Consider the following 21,048-nt stretch of genomic DNA (forward strand, 5'->3'; position numbering starts at 1 on the left):
GGCTCAGTGATTACTGATTTCTTGCCGCCGCTTTTTAAGAAAAAGCAGAAGCAAAAATAAATTGACTGTGCCGATATAGCCGAAGCTATGTCGTTTTGGTCACTCAGTTCACTGATAAATCTTTTTGACTATCATTTCACGAGTGCCCACACAGATTGCATGGTCAAATTGTTAAAGAACTTTTCTTTCACGTCGCTGGCTTATCTCGCCGCGCTCCGTGTCAGTGAGGTCGCATTATAGAGAGTTCGATCGCAGACGCAAGGGCTAAATTGAAATAAATTTGTCATTTGAGCCCAAGCGTACAATTATCACCCAGAACCGTCATTTTCCGGTGTTAATTACGCCATCAGCAAGCTATTCTGACCGAGTAAACTGTCAATTTCAGGGTTTTCCTTTCATGCAAAACGCACTTCGCCCTTATAAAGGGATTTATCCCTCGCTCTCATCAACGACCTATGTGAATGACACAGCAGTTCTGGTCGGTGACATTCACCTCGCAGAAGATTCGAGTATCTGGCCGCTGGTTGCCGCCCGCGGTGATGTCAATACGATTCGTATCGGCGCACGAACCAACGTTCAGGATGGCAGCGTTTTGCATGTAACGCGTAAGAGCCCGAGCAACCCTGACGGCCATCCCCTAATTATTGGTCAAGATGTGACAATTGGCCACAAGGCGATGTTGCATGGCTGCCAGGTAGGCGATCGGGTCTTGGTTGGGATGGGCGCCATTATTCTGGATGGTGTCGTCGTCGAAGATGACGTCATTATCGGGGCAGGGTGCCTGGTGCCCCCGGGCAAGCGACTGCAAAGCGGTTATCTCTATATTGGCAACCCGGCCAAACAAGCCCGGCCACTGACCGAGCAAGAGCGGGCTTTTCTTCCTGCATCCGCCGACAACTATGTACGGCTGAAAAACGATTATCTGGCTGAGGGCTAACCCCTTAGCCGATCTCAATATCCCCGTCGACATTAAAGACTTCATCTTCGATCAATGCTTCTGCCAGCTCTTCCAGATCGAAGCGACAGGCGGCAAACGCCGCCAGGATGTCCGCTTCACTGCTGAGGGTTTGCGCTTCCTGTTGTTGCAACCAGGCCAGACTGACCCAGCATGTGATTAACGCGCCGGCCTGCTGCGCCGGAAAGCTCACTGCTTGCTTTTCACGGTCCCAGTGCTGAATATCGGCAAATAAAATATCTTGGTTCATGATTATTCCTGCATTAAACGACGCAGCTCCCGCTGGACTTGCTTCGCGCCCGGACGAAGACCACGCCATACCATAAAACTCTCTGCTGCCTGGCCGACCAGCATCCCCAGCCCGTCAAGCACGACTTTTGCACCCAACTGCTGCGCCCATTGGTTAAATGCGGTGGGTTCGCGCCCGTAGACCATGTCGTAACACACCGTCATCGGCTGGATCAGGCTTTCCGGGATCCCCGGCAACTGACCGCTCAGGCTGGCCGAGGTGGAATTGATGATCACGTCATATTGCTCATCGGCCAGTTTATCCAGCGCGATGGCGTCAACCGGGCCATGCCCGGCAAAGGCATCGACCAACGCCTCGGCTTTCGCCAGAGTTCGATTGGCAATCGTGATCGATGACGGTTGCTGCGCCAACAATGGCAAAACCACGCCCCGTGCTGCGCCACCAGCCCCGACCAACAAGACCCGTTTCCCTTTCAATGCGACCTGATGCTGCAGCAAATCCTGTACTAACCCTTCACCGTCGGTGTTGTCTCCGAGCACCAGCCCATCATCTAACTTTTTGAGGGTATTCACGGCACCGGCCAGACGCGCCCGTTCGGTCAGCTGATCGGCATAATCAAAAGCCTGCTCTTTAAACGGCACCGTCACGTTACAGCCACGCCCGCCTTCTGCAAAAAAGGTATCTAATGCTGCGACAAATCCATCCAACGGGGCAAGCCTGGCTTCATAACTCATCTTCTGTGCCGTCTGACGCGCAAACAGGGTATGAATGAGAGGTGATTTACTCTGGGCAATCGGATTGCCGAACACAACGTACTTATCCATTTGCAAGAAATCCATGCGCTGAAAACAAAAAGGGTCAGTGAATCACTGACCCTATCATTGCCTTTCCACAGGAACAAACCGTTTTTAGCGGTTACCAATCCCGGGGTTGAAGGTAGCGCTCATACAGCACAGCCTCCGGTGAGCCAGGCTCCGGCTCAAATCCATATTCCCAACGCACCAGAGGCGGCATCGACATCAGGATCGACTCAGTCCGCCCACCACTTTGCAGGCCAAACAAGGTGCCACGATCGTAAACAAGGTTGAACTCTACATAGCGGCCACGGCGATAGAGCTGGAACTGACGCTCCCGCTCGCCGTACTCTGTGTCTTTGCGTTTCGCCACAATCGGCAGATACGCATCCAGATACCCGTTCCCGACGGCCTGCATGTAGGCAAAGCTCTTCTCGAAGCCCCATTGGTTCAGATCGTCAAAGAACAACCCACCCACGCCGCGGGTTTCATTGCGATGCGGCAGGAAGAAATAGCGATCACACCAGGCTTTGTGCTCGGCATACACCTTATCCCCGAATGGCTGACATAACGCTTTAGCCGTATCATGCCAGTGCTGGCAGTCTTCCTCGAAGGGATAAAACGGGGTCAGGTCGAAACCGCCGCCAAACCACCACACCGGATCTTCACCTTCCTTTTCTGCAATGAAGAAACGAACATTGGCGTGAGAAGTCGGGATATAGGGGTTGTTCGGGTGGATCACCAGCGACACCCCCATGGCTTCAAAACTGCGGCCTGCCAACTCCGGACGATGCGCGGTTGCGGATCCCGGCATTTCGGTGCCATAGACATGAGAGAAGTTCACCCCGGCCTGCTCGAACACCTGCCCCTGGCGCAAAACCCGGCTGCGACCACCGCCGCCTTGCTCTCGCTCCCAGGCATCCTGCTCAAAGGTCGCCCCGCCATCTTGCTGCTCAAGCGCTTGACAAATCCGGTCCTGAAGGTCTAACAAAAACGTTTTTACGGCTTGCTTACTCACATCTTGCATCATTAATTATCCTTGGCGAAATACTTTCCCTGTCCGGGCATCTCGGATCTCAGACGGATTGTCACGTCCGCCGGTTTCCCCTTGTAAAATAGCCGGTAGATACTGACCCAGCTGTTGTTTGACCTCTTCGGCACTTCGTCCCGGCGCCTGACCCGTCAGGTTGGCACTGGTCGAGGTGAGCGGCTTGCCAAATTGGCGGCATAACTGCTGCACTAACGGATGATCCGTCACGCGAACCGCAATGGTATCAAACTGGCCGGTCAAAAAGGCCGGGACGCCCGGTTTGGTCGGCATCACCCAAGTCACCGGCCCGGGCCAGGTGTCGAAAATCCGCTGCTTTTGCGCGTCGCTCAACTGGCTGTCATCCACATAAGGCGCCAGCTGCGCGTAATCGGCGGCGATCAGGATCAGCCCCTTTTCGATCGGACGCTGTTTGAGCGCCAGTAGCTTATGAACCGCTTGCTCATTATCCGGATCACAGCCCACGCCAAACACCGCCTCAGTCGGGTAGGCCACCACATCACCTTGCTGCAGCGCAGCCAGCACTTGCGTCAAATTATCCACATCACCCTCGTTCCGGCACCGGTTGGATGCCCGTTTCAACTTTGCTGCGAGTATTTTACCCACTCCGGCCTGACAAGGCCATGTTCCGCAATATCCCTTAACAAAACCTGAGACAAACCCTGACGCAAACGTTTTCCTTCACAGAAAATCACCGTATAATGCGCGCCAAGCCTTCGTTGCCTTCAATTAGCTAACCCAAAGGAGATCGGGATGAAAGTCGGGATTATCATGGGCTCAAAGTCAGACTGGCCAACCATGCAACACGCTGCTGAGATGTTGGAACGCTTCAACGTACCGTATGAGACCAAAGTGGTTTCGGCCCACCGGACTCCGCATTTGCTAGCTGAATATGCAGAAACAGCCCATGAGCGCGGCATTAAAGTGATCATTGCCGGTGCCGGCGGTGCTGCCCACCTGCCTGGCATGACCGCTGCGTTTACCAGTGTGCCGGTCCTGGGCGTTCCGGTCCAGTCGCGGGCGCTGAAGGGCATGGATTCACTCCTGTCGATCGTCCAGATGCCGAAAGGCGTTGCCGTCGGTACTTTGGCCATTGGTGATGCCGGTGCAGCCAATGCCGGTTTGCTGGCCGCCCAAATCATCGGCACCCAGGACAGCACCGTGATGGCTGCCGTCGATGCATTCCGTCAAGAGCAAACCAATCAGGTGTTAAGCAACCCGAACCCGGCCGAGGACGCATCATGAAGGTTTTAGTGCTGGGCGCCGGCCAACTGGCCAGAATGATGGCGCTGGCCGGAGCCCCCCTGAATATTGAGGTCCTGGCTTACGATGTCGGCACCGGGCATGTGGTGCATCCGCTGACCCAACAGCTGATGATGAAAGGGCTCAATACGGCGATCACCTACGCCCATGTGATCACCGCGGAGTTCGAACATATCCCGCACGATATCCTGGAACTCTGTGAAGCCAGCGGCAAATTCCGCCCGACGGCGGAAGCCATTAAAGCCGGGGGCGACCGCCGTCTGGAAAAGCGCCTGCTGGATCGGGCCGGCGTGGCCAACGCAACCTATCACATCATTACCAACCGGGATGACTTTGAGCAAGCGATTGACACCGTCGGCCTGCCGATGGTGCTGAAAAGTGCCCTCGGCGGCTATGATGGTAAAGGGCAGTGGCGACTCAAGTCTGCCGACGCCAAAGAAGCGATTTGGGCGGAGCTGGAGCAATTTCTGCAAGCCGCGCCAGAGCAGGCGATCGTCGCCGAAGCCTTCATCCCGTTTGATCGGGAAGTATCGATCATCGGCGCACGCGGGCAGGACGGCAGCCTGGCCATTTACCCGCTGACCGAAAATACCCACAGCAACGGCGTCCTCAGCCTGTCGGTCGCCCAATCTGATTCGTCGGCTTTGCAAACCGATGCGGAAGCGATGTTCAAGGCACTGGCAGAAACGCTCGATTATGTCGGTGTGCTGGCAATTGAATTCTTCGAAGTCAACGGGACGCTGTTGGTGAACGAAATCGCGCCGCGCGTCCACAACTCCGGTCACTGGACCCAACAGGGCGCTGAGACCTGCCAGTTTGAAAACCATCTGCGCGCCGTCTGCGGTCTGCCTCTGGGGAGCACCGCTTTGCTGCGTCCGACAGCTATGGTCAATATTCTCGGCGAGGATACGCTGGATAACGCGATCTTAGGCCTGCCGCACTGCCATGTTCACTGGTACGGGAAAGAAAAACGCGCCGGCCGGAAAATGGGGCACATCAATGTCTGTGCCAGCCCTGCGTGCGATTTAAAAACCGCCCTGGATGAGCTGGCGGCACATTTGGATCCGGATGCATTTCCGGTTGTGCGGATATAGCCTCGGCCCCGCATCACCCTAATCACCAAAAAAGCCAGCGATTGCTGGCTTTTTGTTGCTTCAAAAACGGACTGCTTCAAAAACGAATTACTTCAAAGACGGATGACATCAGGGCTCAGAACCCGGGTAGGGCGCGCTTTAGGCGTCCTGGTAAGCGTGACATTTACGATCGGCACACTGCAGCTTGCTGCCACCGGCCAGTTTTTTCTCGATCAACAAACCAAACCCGCATTGCTGGCAGTGGCCGGCAACCGGCTTGGCATTCACGGCAAAATGACATCCCGGATACTGATCGCACGCATAAAACGTTTTGCCATAGCGAGACTTACGCTCGAGCAAATGTCCCTGTCCGCATTCAGGGCAGGTCAGTTGGGTATCTTCGGCTTTGCGCTCCGGTGACTCAATGTGATGACACGCCGGATACCCGGAACAGCCAATAAACATCCCGTAGCGCCCCTGGCGAAGCAGTAACTCCTCGCCACAATCCGGGCAGGCTTTACCCAGGTGTTTTACCACATGACCGTCATTGTGATGCAGCGGTTTAATGAAATCACAGGCGGGATACCCCGCACAGCCTAAAAAAGGCCCCCGTTTACTGTTACGCATCACCAACTCAGCACCGCACTGCGGACAGTGCTGCTCTAGTGCATGCGCCCGAGCCGAAAACAGTTGCTCGTCAATTTTTCCAGCCATACCTTCTTCACATCTGCCCAGGCAATCAGTGAATATACCCGTCTTCCACGCCGTACAGAAGCTCTTCCATCTGACTGTAGGCACTTTCGTTGCCCGGCGCATTGAACAGCACCATCAAAATGATCCATTTCAAATCGTCGAGGGTAAATTCGGTGGTCTCCAGCTCCATCACCCGGTCGATCACCATTTCGCGCGTGTCGGCACTCAGAACGTGGATCTGCTCCAGATAGGTCAGGAATCCGCGACAGGCGGTATCCAGCCGCGCCATCTCCTGGGCGGTATAGATGCGCATTGAGGTCACCGCACTATTATTCATGTACGGTGTATGTTCGGTGTCTTGCAATGCAGCCAGTTTCTCTAACCATGTCAGAGCTTTATAGATATCTTCCTGATGGAAGCCGGCACGTTGCAGCTCATCCGATAGCTCGTCCTGATCGACCAGCAATTCCACATCGCTGTGAATATAGGTCTCAAACAGGTACATTAGGATATCCATCATAACTAGCCCCTCCTCGTTCTGATATAGCCACCGGGCACTGTGGAAACAACCCCTCGCAATTCCAGTTCCAGCAATTGCGTCATCACTTCATGTACAGGTTGTTGACAGCGTTCAGCAACTACATCTACGGGTGTTGCCTCATTGCCTACGTTAGCCAACACCGATGAAAATGGCAATTCTTCATTTTCAGGTTGTGGTAACGGTATGTCTAACTGCTTACTTTTTACACACTCGGTTAGACTCCCAATCTCCTCAAAAATATCGACCGGACTTTCTACCAATTTAGCACCGGATTTGATCAATGCATTGCATCCACGACTACCGGGTGCATGGATCGAGCCGGGGAGGGCAAACACTTCGCGTCCTTGTTCAAGGGCATAGCGCGCTGTGATCAGCGATCCGCTTTTTTCTGCCGCTTCGATCACTAATACGCCAACGGACAGGCCACTGATCACTCGGTTGCGGCGGGGAAAGTTTTGCGGCCGGGGCGCTTCATCCGGCCAGAACTCAGAGACCAGTGCCCCTTGTTCGACAATTTGCCCCGCCAACTCCCGGTGACGGGCCGGGTAGAGCCGCTCCAGCCCCGAGCCCAACACGGCAACGGTCCCACCGCCATGACGCAGCGCGCCAGCATGAGCCTGGCCATCGACGCCTAATGCCAATCCGCTGGTCACGACATAGTCCGCGGCCGCCAGCGCGGCTGCGAACGCATAGGCCGATTCGCGCCCGTCAATGCTGGCAGAACGGCTGCCGACCACGGCAATCTGGGGCTGATGCAGCCACCGGGGATCACCACGCACAAACAAGAGCGGCGGTGCCGAGGCGATTTCCCTGAGCAGCGGCGGATAATCAGGCGAATCGAGGGGGATAATGGTTTGATGCACCCCTTGTGCCCATTGCAGGCAGCGCTCAAGACGGCGCGCGTTCGGCCGAAGTAACGCCTCAACTTGGCGCGGCTTCAAGCCGATGGCATTTAACTCTTCAGCCGACATTCGGCACAATTGCCGGGGCGAGGCATAGGGCAGTAACTGATGGATCCGGTGCCCCCCTAAATAAGGCACCGCAGCCAAGGTCAGCCACGCGACCAGATCGTCCTCGCTCATGATTATCCCTTTCCAGGCCCGCTGGACACCCCTGGCGGGCGCGCCGCCAGGCCCGGTTCAAATGGGGCTGCGGCCCGGGTGATCACTGCCAGACTGAAATGCTCATAAGGGCGGATCACCATCACATCCCCGATCACCGGGCCGGTAAGCCCTGTGGCGGATGTGTGCTGTGTCACCGACCCATAACGATATTGGCCGGTCTCTCCCCGGATTGGCACTGCCGGGCGATGGAGCTGAAACACCTGTCCGGCTCGGGTCCCATCTAAGTGCCCCCGGTCCAGCACCACCACCATGGCCGTGGCCAGATACTGCTGCTGGTTGGTCAGTCCCCCCAACACTTGGGCGTGTAATCCGTGCGGCGGCGCAGACGGAACAAAACGCAAAGCTGACTCGCGAACGGGGGCAGGCGAGGGGAGCAGAACATCATTCTGGCGAACTTCCTGCAACAAGGTCGTGATCGCTATCTGGCTGCGCTCGTCCGCCTGACCGACCACCGACACCTCGGCAATCGCTTTCAGGGCCACCACTTCAACTGTCTCGCCGCCGGCCAAGGTACGGGTAAAGCTGCCATCCGGGCGATAAACGCCCCATTGCCGTTGCGGGCTCAACGGTTCATCCACCCAGATGGCGGCCCCCGGGGTAATAAACTGCTGCCGCTGGCTGTCGCCCATCACTCGGGGCAGACGCGAGACATCCGCAGCCGTCAGCAAGCGATGGTCTTCCACATAAGGGATCAACAGCTGCGCCGGTAACGTCAGGATCGGCGTGCGCTCCACCCGGACACGCGGCGAGAGTTTCACGGTTCTTTTCAACTGTAACTGCGGCCGGCCGTCGCGCCAGATCAGGTGCAGCTGATCACCGGGATAAATCAAATGAGGGTTCTTGATATAATCGTTCGCCTGCCACAATTCCGGCCAGCGCCAGGGACTCTCGAGAAAATGCTCCGAAATATCCCACAAGGTATCCCCTTTCCGGACGGTATATACCGACGGGCTCTCCGTTTTCACCGTCAAGGTTGCCGCATGCAGGCTGTTGATCGCCATTCCCCACACACAAACGCACCCCGCCACCCATCGCCACATGCTCATTTCTCCCTGAATGCTACGACCATTAATCACCACAGGTTGGCATCCGGCTCAGAGCGTGTCTATGGCGTCAAACCAGCCCGCCCATGTTTTTCGGCACACATCACTCCCCATTCCGGGCGTTGCATCCTCACCGGCAGATTAATGTTTTGCCGACGGCAAGTTCGCGGCAACCGGGCAGGGAAGTCAGCTCAGCTTGCCAACACCGCCGGAGACCGGGACGCAATTGGTCTGCGGTGCTGTTATTTGATCTTTAAAATGACTAGAATTAGAGCAAATAAGCGATAACCGTTTTTAGCACTATCCATTTGTACGAGTACCTATGTCTGTATTGCAAGTATTAACATTCCCTGATGAGCGTCTGCGGACGGTGGCCAAACCCGTCGAAGCGGTGACCCCTGAGATCCAAAAAATTGTCGATGACATGCTCGAAACCATGTACGACGAGGAAGGTATTGGCCTTGCCGCCACTCAGGTTGATATCCACCAACGCATCGTGGTGATCGATATCTCTGAAGAGCGCAATCAGCCTATGGTACTGATCAACCCGGAAATCATCGAAAAGCATGGTGAAGACGGGATTGAGGAAGGCTGTCTGTCGGTTCCGGGCGCCCGTGCCCTGGTGCCGCGTGCCGCGGCTGTCACCGTCAAAGCCCTGAACCGCGACGGCGAGGAATACACGTTCGAGGCCGATGATCTGCTAGCCATCTGTGTACAGCACGAGCTGGATCACCTGCAAGGCAAATTGTTCGTCGACTACCTGTCTCCGCTGAAACGCAAGCGTATTCAGGAAAAACTGGCGAAAATCAAACGCTTTAACGAAAAGCACGCTAACCCAGCCTAACCCCAGATTGTAAGGAAGTTGACCTTGAGCAAGCCGTTACGCATTGTTTTTGCAGGTACGCCTGATTTCGCCGCCCGTCACCTGGCGGCGTTGTTGTCTTCAGACCATGACGTAATTGCCGTCTATACACCGCCCGACAAACCGGCCGGCCGCGGGAAAAAAATCACCGCCAGCCCGGTGAAGCAACTGGCGCAGGCGCACGACATTCCGGTTTATCAGCCGGAAAACTTTAAATCCGATGAAGCCAAGCAAGAACTGGCCGCGCTTGATGCCGATCTCATGGTCGTGGTGGCCTACAGCCATCTGCTGCCGCAAAAAGTGCTCGATACCCCGCGTCTGGGCTGTATCAATGTTCACGGCTCCATTCTGCCGCGCTGGCGGGGCGCAGCGCCGATCCAGCGCTCCATCTGGGCCGGTGATGCCGAAACCGGTGTCACCATCATGCAAATGGATATCGGTCTGGATACCGGCGATATGCTGAAAATTGCCACCACGCCGATTGAAGCCACCGATACCAGCGCCACCATGTATGACAAACTGGCTGAACTGGGGCCGATCGCCCTCGTTGAGTGCATCAACGAGATTGCCGACGGCACCGCCGTACCGGTGAAGCAGGATGACGCCCAGGCCAATTACGCCAAGAAACTCAGCAAAGAAGAAGCCCAAATTGACTGGACAATGGACGCCGCTGCCATTGAGCGCTGCATTCGCGCCTTTAATCCATGGCCGATGAGCTACTTCACCGTCGCCGAACAGAACGTCAAAGTCTGGCGCGCCGCTGTCGAAACCGACAACCAAGGCCAGGCGCCGGGCACGATTCTGGCGGCTGACAAACACGGGATCCTGGTCGCGACCGGCAACGGCGCCCTGCGTCTGCTGGAGCTGCAACCGCCGGGCAAAAAAGCCATGCCCGCGCAGGATCTGCTCAATTCGCGCCGGGACTGGTTTGCCGCCGGCACCGTACTTTAATCATCAAGCCAGTGTCTGCACTGGCTTTTCTTTTCTGCCCCGGAAACGAATAATTCAACTGCCGGTGCCGCAATGCCTGCCGAAGCGCCCGCAGAACTAACTCAGGAATACCAAATGAACGTAAGAGCCGCAGCAGCCGAGGTGATTTATCAGGTTGTCGATCAAGGCCAGTCCCTGTCCTCGGCCCTGCCTGCCGCCCAGCAACACATCAGAGAGCGCGATCAGGCCCTGTTGCAGGAAATCTGCTATGGCGTCCTGCGCTGGCTGCCGAAATTAGAAGCCATCACCCAGCAACTGATGGACAAGCCGCTCAAAGGCAAGCAACGGGTGTTTCACCACCTGATCCTGGTCGGCCTGTACCAGCTCGGCTACATGCGTATTCCCGCCCATGCCGCCGTGGCCGAAACCGTCAATGCCACCAAGAACCTGAAAAAACCGCAACTCCGCGGTTTGATCAATGCCGTGCTGCGCAATTACCAGCGCCAGCAGGCCAGTCTGGATGAGCAGGCCCAAAGCCATGATGCCGGTCGCTACGGCCATCCGGGCTGGTTACTCAAACTGATCCAGACCAGCTACCCGGAACAATATGAAGACATCCTGACCGCGAACAATACCAAGGCGCCGATGTGGCTGCGTGTGAACCGCCGTCACCACAGCCGCGACGCCTATCAGGCGCTGCTGAATGACGCCGGCATTGAGAGTGCGATCCACCCGCAAGCGCCGGATGCCCTGCGCCTGCTCAGCCCGTGCGATGTCAGCAAGCTGCCAGGCTTTGCCGAAGGCTGGGTGTCGGTCCAGGATGCAGCCGCCCAGTTGGCGGTGGAATACCTCCAGCCACAGGCCGGTGAGCTGATCCTCGACTGCTGCGCCGCACCGGGGGGCAAGACGGCCCATATCCTGGAGCGCGAGCCCGCATGTGACGTGGTCGCTATTGACTGTGACGAGACCCGCCTGGCCCGGGTCCACGAGAACCTGAAGCGATTGAACCTTCAGGCCCAGACCCTGTGCGCCGATGCCCGCTACCCGTCGCAGTGGTGGCAGGGAGCGCAGTTCGACCGCATTCTGCTGGATGCACCATGCTCGGCCACCGGGGTGATCCGTCGCCATCCGGACATCAAATGGCTGCGCCGCGCCGATGACATTGCAGCACTGGCGCAGCTCCAGGCTGAAATCGTCGATGCCATGTGGCAACAGCTCAAACCGGGCGGGACCTTGGTGTACGCAACCTGCTCAATCACACCGCAGGAAAACCGCGATCAAGTCACGGCCTTTGTAGCCCGCACGGCCGATGCCACACTGATCGACAGCGATCCGCAACAGCCGGGACGCCAAATCCTGCCGGGAGAAGACGAGATGGACGGGTTTTACTACGCTGTGATCCAAAAAACACCATAGAATGTCCTGAATCTGTCAAAACAAGGATTTACCTCAAGGTCACTTGCGCAGGGCGTAGTAACCTAATGCAGAACGAACCGTAAACAGAGATGCTATGAAGATTATCATCCTCGGTGCCGGTCAGGTCGGCGGCACACTGGCCGAAAACCTGGTGGGCGAGAATAACGACATCACCATTGTCGATAAAGATCCGGAGCGGCTGCGCGAGCTGCAGGACAAATATGATTTGCGGGTGGTTCAAGGCTTTGCCAGCCATCCCCGCACGCTGCGCGAAGCCGGTGCCCAGGATGCCGATATGTTGGTGGCCGTCACGAACTCCGACGAAACCAACATGATCGCCTGTCAGATTGCATTTACCCTGTTTAACACCCCGAACCGGGTGGCACGGATCCGTTCACCGGAATACCTCAAAGAGAAAGAGCACCTGTTCCAGTCCGACGCGGTGCCAGTTGATCACCTGATCGCGCCGGAAGAGCTGGTGACCGGCTACATTGAGCGACTGATTGAGTATCCGGGGGCACTGCAGGTGGTTGGGTTTGCCGAAGACAAAGTCGGTCTGGTAGCCGTCAAAGCCTATTACGGCGGTCCGCTGGTCGGCAATGCTCTGTCGGCCCTGCGCGAACATATGCCGCACATTGATACCCGGGTGGCGGCGATTTTCCGTCAGGGGCGGCCGATCCGGCCGCAAGGCACCACCATTATCGAAGCCGATGACGAAGTCTTCTTCGTCGCCGCCAGCAACCATATCCGCTCGGTGATGAGTGAGCTGCAACGGCTGGAAAAACCATACAAGCGACTGATGATTGTCGGCGGGGGGAACATCGGGGCCGGTCTGGCTCGCCGCCTGGAGCAGAGCTACAGCGTCAAACTGATTGAGCACAACCCGGATCGGGCAGAGAGCCTGTCCGAAATGCTGGAAAATACCATTGTCTTTTGCGGCGATGCTTCCGATCAGGAGCTGCTGAGCGAAGAGCACATCGAGCAGATCGATGTGTTTGTTGCCGTCACCAACGATGATGAAGCCAATATCATGTCGGCCATGCTGGCCAAGCGGATGGGCGCCAAGAAAGTCATGGTGCTGATCCAGCGCGGTGCCTATGTTGACCTGGTTCAGGGCGGCACCATCGATATTGCGATCTCGCCACAGCAGGCCACCATTTCAGCCCTGCTGACCCACGTGCGCAAGGCCGACATCGTCAACGTTTCCTCGCTGCGCCGCGGCGCGGCCGAGGCGATTGAAGCCATCGCCCATGGTGATGCCAGTACCTCGAAAGTGGTCGGGCGGGCAATCGGGGAGATCAAACTGCCGCCGGGCACCACCATCGGTGCCGTCGTACGGGGGGATGAAGTGCTGATCGCCCATGACCGCACCGTGATCGAGCAAGACGATCACGTGGTGATGTTCCTGGTCGACAAGAAGTATATCCCTGACGTTGAACGCCTGTTCCAACCAAGCCCGTTCTTCCTGTAACTGCTATGGTGAACTACCGTCCCATTTTATTTGTGATCGGGCTGGTCCTTTCCAAGATCGCCCTGTTCATGTACGTGCCCACGCTGCTGGCCTTTTTTACCGGCACCGGGGGCTTTATCGACTTTGCCACTGCGGTGCTGATCACCCACCTGGTGGCATTTCTCTGCCTGACGCTCGGCCGGACTGAGGAGTTCAAGCTCGGGGTACGGGACATGTTCCTGATCACCACCCTGGTGTGGACCATCGCCAGCGCCTTCGCCGCCTTGCCGTTTGTGTTTATCAACCACATCAGCTTTACCGATGCCTACTTCGAGACCATGTCGGGGATCACCACCACCGGCTCCACGGTCCTCAGCGGGTTGGACGAAATGGCCCCGAGCATTCTACTGTGGCGCTCGACCCTGCAATGGCTGGGCGGGATCGGCTTTATCGTGATGGGCGTTGCCATCCTGCCAATGCTGAACGTGGGCGGGATGCGGCTGTTCCAGACCGAGTCTTCCGACTGGTCGGATAAAAGCTCACCGCGGACCAAAAACGTGGCGAAGAATATCGTCAACGTCTACCTGATCCTGACCGGACTGTGCTTTATCGGTTACCTGTTGGCCGGGATGAATTCCTTTGATGCCATCAACCACGCATTTACCACCCTGTCGACCGGCGGCTATTCCACGTCCGACGGCTCGATGAACCACTTCTCCAACCAGGCCCACTGGGTGGCGATTGTGTTCATGTTTGCCGGGGGCCTGCCGTTTTTGCTGTTTGTGCAGGCATTGCGCAAGAAAAAAGTCACCGCGTTGCTCAAAGATGCCCAGGTCCGCGGCTTTACCCTGCTGGTGCTGTCTGCCGGGCTGGCTGTCGCCTGTTGGCTGACCTGGCAGCAGGACTATACGTTCAGCGACGCGTTTCGGGTGGCGCTGTTTAACATCATCTCAGTGGTGACCACCACCGGCTTCGGACTGTCCGACTTTTCAGCCTGGGGACCGTTTCCGACCATCGTGTTTGCCTTTCTGATGCTGGCCGGCGGTTGCTCCGGCTCCACCGCCGGCGGGGCCAAAATCTTCCGCTTCCAGGTTGCGCTGGCGCTGCTGCGCAAGCAGATGATGCAGCTGATCCACCCGTCGGGTATTTTCGTCCAGCGCTACAACGGCCGCCCGGTGACCGACAATATCGTGCGCTCGGTAGTGGCCTTTGCCCTGACCTTTATTCTCACCATCATCGTGGTCGCGGCCATCTTAGGTGGCCTGGGACTGGATCCGGTCACCAGCATCACCGGGGCGATGACCGCCGTCGCCAATGTCGGCCCGGGGATGGGCGAGGTGATCGGGCCGACCGGGAACTTTGCTTCCCTGCCGGATCTGGCCAAATGGGTTTTAAGCTTCGGGATGTTGATGGGCCGGTTGGAAATCCTGACCGTACTGGTGGTGTTCTTCCCGGCCTTCTGGCGTAACTAATTCGACGCGCGAGAATCCAAGGGTTCAACGCCCCGGCGCTGATGATCAGCGGCGGGGCGAATGGGATGTTCACCGTTTTCGGCTAAATCGGTTCGACGTAGAAATAAATCGAGCAGAAGTGGCACACGGTACCGCCGAGCACGAACAGGTGCCAGATGGCATGATTGAACGGCACCCGGTCCCAGACATAAAAAATCACCCCCAGCGAATAGACCACCCCGCCGACACCCAGCAAGATCAGTCCGCCGGTCGATAAGGACAGGGCCAGCGGATAAACCGCGACCAGGGCCAGCCACCCCATCACCAGATAAGTGATCAGAGACAGGCGTTTAAATCGGTACACAAAGGCAATTTTCAGCACAATGCCGACAAGGGCGATACTCCAGATCACCGCCATCAGTGTGATCGCCAGTGGGGTGCGAAGTGAGATCAGCAAGAAAGGCGTGTAGGTCCCGGCGATCAGCAAGTAAATGGCACAGTGATCGAAGGTTTTCAGGGCCCGCTTGGCGCGCTCAAACGGGATCGCGTGATAAAGGGTGGAGGCCAGATACAGCAAGATCATACTGCTGCCGTAAATACTCAGACTGGTAATACTCAGCCCGTCCGCGCCGGCATCAATGGCCTGGTTTAATAATAAAACCAGGCCGACAATCCCGAAAATCATCCCCAGGCCGTGGCTGATGCTGTTTGCCACCTCTTCAGCGACCGAATACTCAGCTCTGGCTGCCATCTGCTTTGACATCTGCGAAACTCCTCATGAGAATATTAACTCAATTGATTCGCAGTATGGCACAACTTAGCTTACAGATGTAAGCTGAAATAAATAATTCACCCGCGAGACTCAGGTATGTTGATCCAAGTACGCCAGCACCCACTCACCCGCCTGCAACGGTGGGGTGTCGGCCGGGATCACACAATGCCGTTCCAGCTCACCCTGTCCGAGCAATCCGGCCAGCATTCCCCGCAGGCCGTGATGGCGGCGATCAATCTCAAACCAGAGCGCCAGCTCGGTGTCATGGCGATAGGCCACAATTTCCAGCTCCCGCCACCGGCCATGAAACGGCCCGGCAACCGGTACCAGTTCAAATTCCTGAACAAAGGGCAGGGGGAAGCCTTGCGCAGCCTCACACTCCACCTGGCGGATCCGCAACCCGGCCTGCTCCAGCGCGGTGAACACAGCGTCCATCAGCGGATCCGGACGCACCGTCAGCCGGTCACAGTCTTTCGGATCCAGAGCCAGCGGAATATCGAGGTGGGTTTCGAGCCAGACTTTGGCATCGCCGATGGTAATGGGGGTGTTGTACGGCAGCGTCAGTGCCACCTCGAACTGCCGGGTATCCCCGGCGGCTACGGTAAAGGGCTCCGCCAGCGACCAGCTGGCCAACGTACAGGTCTGGCGGATGGTTTCCGTCTCGGGTGACTCGGTCTCCGTTTCGACATCTTCCAGGTACTGGCAACACAGGTAGATCTGGATACGCTCTACGGTCTGGGCGGCCTTGCCCCCCTGAACGACCACGGTGACCGGCAGGATCTCCCCCGGGATCAGCACATCGCGCTGTAATACCGCATCCACTTTCGCCGCGCCAATCCCGAGACTGGCCAGGCTTTTCCGGAACAAAGACATCCCCCCTCCTCAATCCGTTGATTCAGATATGCAACAAGTGTAGTTTGCAAAGAATTGGGGTCAGCCGCAAGCAAGCGCCACAGGGAAATGAAAAAGAAAAACGGAGCCTGGGCTCCGTCTCGAAATTTTGGGAAATTATTTCAGCAAATCAATGGTGGCCTGGCGGGCAGCGTCCGGATCCCGTGCCTGGATCCCATCCACAATCCGCTGATGAATATCCAGCTTCAGTATCCGATCGCGGGTGATGATCCGGAAATAACTTTCAAACACCGCTTTGAACAAATTCCCGAACGGGCTGATAAAGTGATTTCCCGAAGCAAAATAGATCAGCTGATGGAAACGGGTATCGACGTCAATCCATTGATTCTGGTCGAAATTCTCGCCCAGCTGATACATCGCATCCATCAGGGCTTTCAGCTCTGCCCGATCCGCCTCGCTGGCATTGACCGCTGTCAGCGCCGCGGCCTGTGGCTCCAGCGTCATGCGAACCTGCTGGAATTCTTCGACCAGTTCATGATGCTGTTCACAACTGAGCCAGACCAGTAAGTCCTGATCCAGGTAGTTCCAGTTGCGCTTGGGCAGCACCCGGGTCCCAATGCGGGGGCGGGGCAGGACCATCCCTTTGGCAGCAAGCATCTTGATCGCTTCGCGCACGGCGGTACGACTGACGCCATACATTTCGCCCAATTCGACTTCGCCCGGTAAAATATCTCCCGGTACGGTTTCTCCACGCAGTATCCGCTGGCCAATCGACTCGGCCAGTTTGTAAGATAGGTTCCGGTTGGTCACTAACCGTTGCTGATCCCGTTCCATTTTCCCTCCCAGGCTATTTTTATAATAGTTGCCAACTAGGGGCATTAGACCACAAAGCACACACCGAGAAACGGTTTATCTTCACAGATGCCGATAAGGCTAACAGTTTCTTGCTGTTATTCCCCGCAGACCGCATGAGAAACCATCATAAATATTCGCTCGACTTCATATTTGGTTGCTGATATATTCGCCGCCGAAAAATACCCGCACTGCCGCACAGGATAGGTTTCGCCAGCGATAACGGCGGCAGTGAATTGATAGATTTGGCCACGGATGCGCCGCCTCACGATAGGTGAACCATGCGCTCAACAACTTTTGCCAGAATGGCCCCCCGCAGCCCGGCACGCTTACGTGCAACCGCGCACGCCGCCCGCTGCAAGGCCAAAACCCAAGCCACCGCGACCCTGCTGACCTTAACGCCGGCAACCGGTGAGCCGAACAGCCCACAGCCGACCCGTCCGGTACGCGAAGAACAAGCGGCCTGATGGCCGATGGTGACCGTCTTGCCACGGTCACCATCTGATCTGGCATTTGTAACCCTACTCGGTTTGGGGTAATTTACCCGGATAATCATTAGGCCTATTCAGGCCGGTCTTGTCCGCTGAACCCAGGGAGCTACCATGAAAACCCACCGCGTCAATGAACTGATCGAACTTTTGCATCCTGCCTGGCAAAAATCGCCGGACCTCAACCTGGTCGAGTTTCTCCTTCAGCTGGCCGAAGAAGCCAAATACCAGGGCAAACTGGCCGACCTGACCGATGATGTGCTGATTTATCATCTGAAGATGCGCGAGCAAGCGCCCGATGCCATGATTCCGGGGATCGCCAAAGATTGCGAGCCGGACTTCAAAACCGCCATTCTGCGCGCCCGCGGGATCATCAAATAATCCTGCGGCAATCCGCCGATTCCCCTCTGACGCCGGCGCAATCAGCCGGTGTCATCTGTACTACCCTGTCAACTCCTGATCTGTATCTGTTCGCCAAACTATGACCTTGTTAGAGTTATGGAAAATACGTCTGTAATATAATCAACACAGTATTTGTGCATATAAAAAGATGAGCGGTCAGGCAACGTACCGAACCGTAAGCCCTTGCTATAGTTATAAATGGGGTCACCCAAGGAAAGTAATGTCATGAGCCATGAAAGAATCAAGATAAAGGATGTAACACCGCAAGAGTTCAATCCCAAAACCCACAAAGGAACCTCTGATCGCTTCAATCCCAGCAACCGCATTTATGTCCGGGCTGTGTATGGGGTTTACCAGAAACTGCGCCGCAACACGGGCTGGTTTCTGATGCTCCTGTTTATGGGCCTGCCTTGGATCCCGTACGGTGATCGCCAGGCCATTCTGCTCGATATCGGTCGTCAGCAGTTCAATTTCTTCGGGACCACCCTCTGGCCCCAGGATCTGACCCTGCTGGCCAGCCTGCTCATGATTGCGGCCTTTGCGCTCTTCTTCATCACCACCTTTTTGGGCCGGGTCTGGTGCGGCTATCTCTGCCCCCAAACGGTCTGGACGTTCATCTATATCTGGTTTGAAGAAAAGCTTGAAGGGCCGGCGAACAAACGCCGCACGCAAGACAGTATGAAACTGACCGGCAACCTGCTGGCCAGAAAAACGGCCAAACACATCGCCTGGTTCGCCGTGGCACTGGTCACCGGCCTGACGTTTGTCGGCTACTTCCTGCCGATCAAGGCGTTGTTTATTGACTTCTTCACCTTCAATGCCAGCTTCTTGGCCGGGTTCTGGGTCCTGTTCTTTGCCGGCTGTACCTATGCCAACGCCGGCTGGATGCGCTCCATCATGTGTATTCACATGTGTCCGTACGCCCGCTTCCAGTCTGCCATGTTCGACAAAGATACCTACATTGTCGGCTACGACGTCCAGCGTGGTGAGGCCCGCGGGCCACGTTCGCGCAAGAAAGATCCGAAAGAGCTGGGCCTGGGTGACTGTATCGACTGTAACCTCTGTGTGCAGGTGTGTCCGACCGGGATCGACATCCGCGACGGCCTGCAATATGAGTGTATTAACTGTGGTGCCTGCGTCGATGCCTGTGATCAAACCATGGATCGTATGGGGTATGAACGCGGCCTGATCAGCTATACCACCGAGCATAAACTGGCGGGCCACAAGACCCATGTCATGCGGCCGAAACTGCTGGGCTACGGCGCAGTGATGGGGGTGATGATCGGCCTGTTCTTCTACCTGATGACCACCATCCAGCCGATGGGTCTGGATGTGATCCGCGACCGCAACCAGTTGTTCAAGGTCAATGCTGAAGGGCTGGTTGAAAACACCTATACCCTGAAGCTGCTCAATAAAACCCAACAACCGGCAATCTTTAACCTGCATGTCGAAGGACTGGAGGAGATCGAATGGTACGGTCAGCAACAGGTCACTGTCGCCGCAGGGGAAATTTACACCCTGCCAGTCAGCCTGGGCGTCGACCCGTACTTGCTGAAAGAGCCGATTGCCAACATTACCTTCGTGATGGAAAAAGAAGCCGGGGGCGAAACGCTGGAGCTGCGCACCGAAAGCCGATTTATCGGTGACTTGCGCTAACGCTCAAAGCCGTCACACATAAAATCAGGGCCGGAAACGGCCCTTTTTTATGAAAGTGTTATACTGACAAGCCAAACACAGGCTCGGAATGTTCAAATGACACAACAAGATGGTTTTAGTTTTTCTGATCTGACCCCCGACTTGCTGCTCGATGCCCTCGACAGTATCGGGGTACGTGCCGAGTCCGGCCTCCTGGCGCTCAACAGCTACGAAAACCGGGTCTACCAATTCAGTGCCGAAGACGGTGCCCGCTACGTCACCAAATTTTACCGCCCGCAGCGCTGGAGCGACGCGCAGATCCAGGAAGAGCACGATTTTTCCCAGGAGCTGGCTGCGCAGGAAATCCCGGTCGCCGCCCCGATCGTCTATGATGGTCAAAGCCTGCACCACTTCCAGGGGCACCGCTTTGCCCTGTTTCCCAGCCTGGGCGGCCGCCAGTTCGAGGTCGATAATTATGACCATTTAGAATGGGTCGGCCGGTTTCTCGGCCGCATCCACCAGGTGGGTCAGCGCCAGCCTTTCCGGCACCGTCCGACCATCAGCCTGACCGAGTATCTGGAACAGCCCAGAGCGCTGCTGGAAAACAGCCCGTTTATTCCGGACCACCTGAAGGCTGCCTTCTTTGCCGATCTCGATCGTCTGATTGGAGAGCTCTCCCAGCGCTGGCATACCGACTGGCAGCCCCTGCGCCTGCACGGCGACTGTCACCCGGGCAATATTCTCTGGCGCGATGGCCCGTTGTTTGTCGATCTCGATGATGCCCGCAACGGCCCGGCGGTGCAGGATCTGTGGATGCTGTTGAGCGGCGAGCGCAGCGAACAGCTGGCCCAGCTCGATACGCTGCTCGAAGCCTATAGTGAATTTGCCGACTTCAACCCGAAAGAATTGCAACTTATTGAGCCATTACGCGGTCTTAGAATGGTCTATTACATGGCCTGGCTGGCCAAGCGCTGGCAGGACCCGGCTTTTCCGCGGGCTTTCCCCTGGTTTGCCGACGGTAAATACTGGGAAGGCCAGGTGCTGGCATTTAAAGAGCAACTGGCCGCACTCAATGAACCGCCCCTGCAATTGATGCCGCAGTGGTGATATTGTCATAACCTCAACCGAATGACCGTGCAGGTTATTCAATTTTC

The 21,048-nt window shown here is 56.5% G+C and carries 23 protein-coding genes; 12 read left to right on the top strand and 11 right to left on the bottom strand.

Annotation, left to right across the window (positions count from 1 at the left end):
* Window positions 1-397: 397 nt before the first annotated feature.
* Window positions 398-937 (top strand): gamma carbonic anhydrase family protein, encoded by a 540-nt coding sequence (locus VV869_RS22625; protein ID WP_337737206.1) that lies wholly within the window; start codon window positions 398-400, stop codon window positions 935-937.
* 4 nt (window positions 938-941) lie between these two features.
* Here VV869_RS22625 and VV869_RS22630 read toward each other — a convergent pair whose 3' ends face one another.
* The 4 genes from VV869_RS22630 to tsaC all read right to left on the bottom strand — a co-directional run bounded on the left by VV869_RS22630 (window position 942) and on the right by tsaC (window position 3,590).
* Window positions 942-1,205: a DUF1488 domain-containing protein gene (locus tag VV869_RS22630; protein ID WP_337737207.1), complete on the bottom strand. Its 264-nt coding sequence runs from the start codon at window positions 1,203-1,205 to the stop codon at window positions 942-944.
* 2 nt (window positions 1,206-1,207) lie between these two features.
* Window positions 1,208-2,029 carry a shikimate dehydrogenase gene (aroE, locus tag VV869_RS22635; RefSeq protein WP_337737208.1) on the bottom strand — a complete coding sequence of 274 codons (822 nt, stop codon included), beginning with the start codon at window positions 2,027-2,029 and terminating at the stop codon, window positions 1,208-1,210.
* 91 nt (window positions 2,030-2,120) lie between these two features.
* Entirely contained in the window at window positions 2,121-3,026 is a 906-nt protein-coding gene (gene hemF, locus VV869_RS22640; RefSeq protein WP_337737236.1) for an oxygen-dependent coproporphyrinogen oxidase, read from the bottom strand.
* A 6-nt stretch (window positions 3,027-3,032) separates the two neighbouring features.
* Entirely contained in the window at window positions 3,033-3,590 is a 558-nt protein-coding gene (gene tsaC, locus VV869_RS22645; RefSeq protein ID WP_337737209.1) for an L-threonylcarbamoyladenylate synthase type 1 TsaC, read from the bottom strand.
* Between the two features lie 210 nt (window positions 3,591-3,800).
* On the opposite strand from tsaC, the gene purE reads away from it, so the two are divergent.
* On the top strand, window positions 3,801-4,292 hold the full coding sequence (gene purE, locus VV869_RS22650; RefSeq protein ID WP_337737210.1) for a 5-(carboxyamino)imidazole ribonucleotide mutase: 492 nt from the start codon (window positions 3,801-3,803) through the stop codon (window positions 4,290-4,292).
* Window positions 4,289-5,404, top strand: a complete 1,116-nt coding sequence (locus tag VV869_RS22655; RefSeq protein WP_337737211.1) for a 5-(carboxyamino)imidazole ribonucleotide synthase — start codon at window positions 4,289-4,291, stop codon at window positions 5,402-5,404. Before purE ends, VV869_RS22655 begins: the two co-directional genes overlap by 4 nt.
* A 138-nt stretch (window positions 5,405-5,542) precedes the next feature.
* Here the strand turns inward: VV869_RS22655 and VV869_RS22660 are convergent, their stop codons facing one another.
* Genes VV869_RS22660 through VV869_RS22675 form a run of 4 tightly spaced genes read right to left on the bottom strand, consistent with a single transcriptional unit; the run spans window position 5,543 to window position 8,781 of the window.
* Window positions 5,543-6,097 carry a DNA topoisomerase family protein gene (locus tag VV869_RS22660; protein WP_337737212.1) on the bottom strand — a complete coding sequence of 185 codons (555 nt, stop codon included), beginning with the start codon at window positions 6,095-6,097 and terminating at the stop codon, window positions 5,543-5,545.
* Between the two features lie 25 nt (window positions 6,098-6,122).
* Complete coding sequence (locus tag VV869_RS22665; RefSeq protein ID WP_261601307.1) at window positions 6,123-6,596, bottom strand: DUF494 family protein; 474 nt, start codon at window positions 6,594-6,596, stop codon at window positions 6,123-6,125.
* 2 nt (window positions 6,597-6,598) lie between these two features.
* Complete coding sequence (gene dprA / locus VV869_RS22670; RefSeq protein WP_337737213.1) at window positions 6,599-7,699, bottom strand: DNA-processing protein DprA; 1,101 nt, start codon at window positions 7,697-7,699, stop codon at window positions 6,599-6,601.
* Window positions 7,700-7,701: 2 nt separating this feature from the next.
* On the bottom strand, window positions 7,702-8,781 hold the full coding sequence (locus VV869_RS22675; protein ID WP_337737214.1) for a LysM peptidoglycan-binding domain-containing protein: 1,080 nt from the start codon (window positions 8,779-8,781) through the stop codon (window positions 7,702-7,704).
* 325 nt (window positions 8,782-9,106) lie between these two features.
* On the opposite strand from VV869_RS22675, the gene def reads away from it, so the two are divergent.
* From def to VV869_RS22700, 5 genes are all read left to right on the top strand, one after another.
* Window positions 9,107-9,628 (top strand): peptide deformylase, encoded by a 522-nt coding sequence (gene def / locus VV869_RS22680; protein ID WP_337737215.1) that lies wholly within the window; start codon window positions 9,107-9,109, stop codon window positions 9,626-9,628.
* Window positions 9,629-9,652: 24 nt separating this feature from the next.
* A complete protein-coding gene (gene fmt / locus VV869_RS22685; RefSeq protein ID WP_337737216.1) occupies window positions 9,653-10,597 on the top strand; it encodes a methionyl-tRNA formyltransferase in 945 nt (314 codons plus the stop codon).
* A gap of 114 nt (window positions 10,598-10,711) precedes the next feature.
* Window positions 10,712-11,992, top strand: coding sequence for a 16S rRNA (cytosine(967)-C(5))-methyltransferase RsmB (gene rsmB / locus VV869_RS22690; RefSeq protein WP_337737217.1), 1,281 nt, complete (start codon window positions 10,712-10,714; stop codon window positions 11,990-11,992).
* Window positions 11,993-12,086: 94 nt separating this feature from the next.
* Window positions 12,087-13,463 carry a Trk system potassium transporter TrkA gene (trkA, locus tag VV869_RS22695; RefSeq protein ID WP_337737218.1) on the top strand — a complete coding sequence of 459 codons (1,377 nt, stop codon included), beginning with the start codon at window positions 12,087-12,089 and terminating at the stop codon, window positions 13,461-13,463.
* Window positions 13,464-13,468: 5 nt separating this feature from the next.
* Window positions 13,469-14,914 carry a TrkH family potassium uptake protein gene (locus VV869_RS22700; RefSeq protein ID WP_337737219.1) on the top strand — a complete coding sequence of 482 codons (1,446 nt, stop codon included), beginning with the start codon at window positions 13,469-13,471 and terminating at the stop codon, window positions 14,912-14,914.
* An 82-nt stretch (window positions 14,915-14,996) separates the two neighbouring features.
* Here VV869_RS22700 and trhA read toward each other — a convergent pair whose 3' ends face one another.
* From trhA to VV869_RS22715, 3 genes are all read right to left on the bottom strand, one after another.
* Window positions 14,997-15,656, bottom strand: coding sequence for a PAQR family membrane homeostasis protein TrhA (gene trhA, locus VV869_RS22705; RefSeq protein ID WP_337737220.1), 660 nt, complete (start codon window positions 15,654-15,656; stop codon window positions 14,997-14,999).
* A 99-nt stretch (window positions 15,657-15,755) separates the two neighbouring features.
* The gene (locus tag VV869_RS22710; protein WP_337737221.1) at window positions 15,756-16,538 is read right to left on the bottom strand and encodes a sporulation protein; all 783 of its coding nucleotides are present in this window, start codon (window positions 16,536-16,538) and stop codon (window positions 15,756-15,758) included.
* A 135-nt stretch (window positions 16,539-16,673) separates the two neighbouring features.
* Entirely contained in the window at window positions 16,674-17,351 is a 678-nt protein-coding gene (locus VV869_RS22715; protein ID WP_337737222.1) for a FadR/GntR family transcriptional regulator, read from the bottom strand.
* A 299-nt stretch (window positions 17,352-17,650) separates the two neighbouring features.
* Between VV869_RS22715 and VV869_RS22720 the strand changes: the two genes are divergently transcribed.
* The 4 genes from VV869_RS22720 (at window position 17,651) to VV869_RS22735 (ending at window position 21,001) form a co-directional block, all read left to right on the top strand.
* On the top strand, window positions 17,651-17,836 hold the full coding sequence (locus VV869_RS22720; protein WP_337737223.1) for a hypothetical protein: 186 nt from the start codon (window positions 17,651-17,653) through the stop codon (window positions 17,834-17,836).
* Window positions 17,837-17,971: 135 nt separating this feature from the next.
* A complete protein-coding gene (locus tag VV869_RS22725) occupies window positions 17,972-18,238 on the top strand; it encodes a YihD family protein (RefSeq protein WP_337737224.1) in 267 nt (88 codons plus the stop codon).
* Between the two features lie 246 nt (window positions 18,239-18,484).
* Window positions 18,485-19,915: a cytochrome c oxidase accessory protein CcoG gene (gene ccoG, locus VV869_RS22730; protein WP_337737225.1), complete on the top strand. Its 1,431-nt coding sequence runs from the start codon at window positions 18,485-18,487 to the stop codon at window positions 19,913-19,915.
* A gap of 96 nt (window positions 19,916-20,011) precedes the next feature.
* Complete coding sequence (locus tag VV869_RS22735; protein WP_337737226.1) at window positions 20,012-21,001, top strand: serine/threonine protein kinase; 990 nt, start codon at window positions 20,012-20,014, stop codon at window positions 20,999-21,001.
* Window positions 21,002-21,048 lie beyond the last annotated feature (47 nt).

Source organism: Photobacterium sp. MCCC 1A19761, from assembly GCF_037389125.1.
GTDB lineage: Bacteria > Pseudomonadota > Gammaproteobacteria > Enterobacterales > Vibrionaceae > Photobacterium.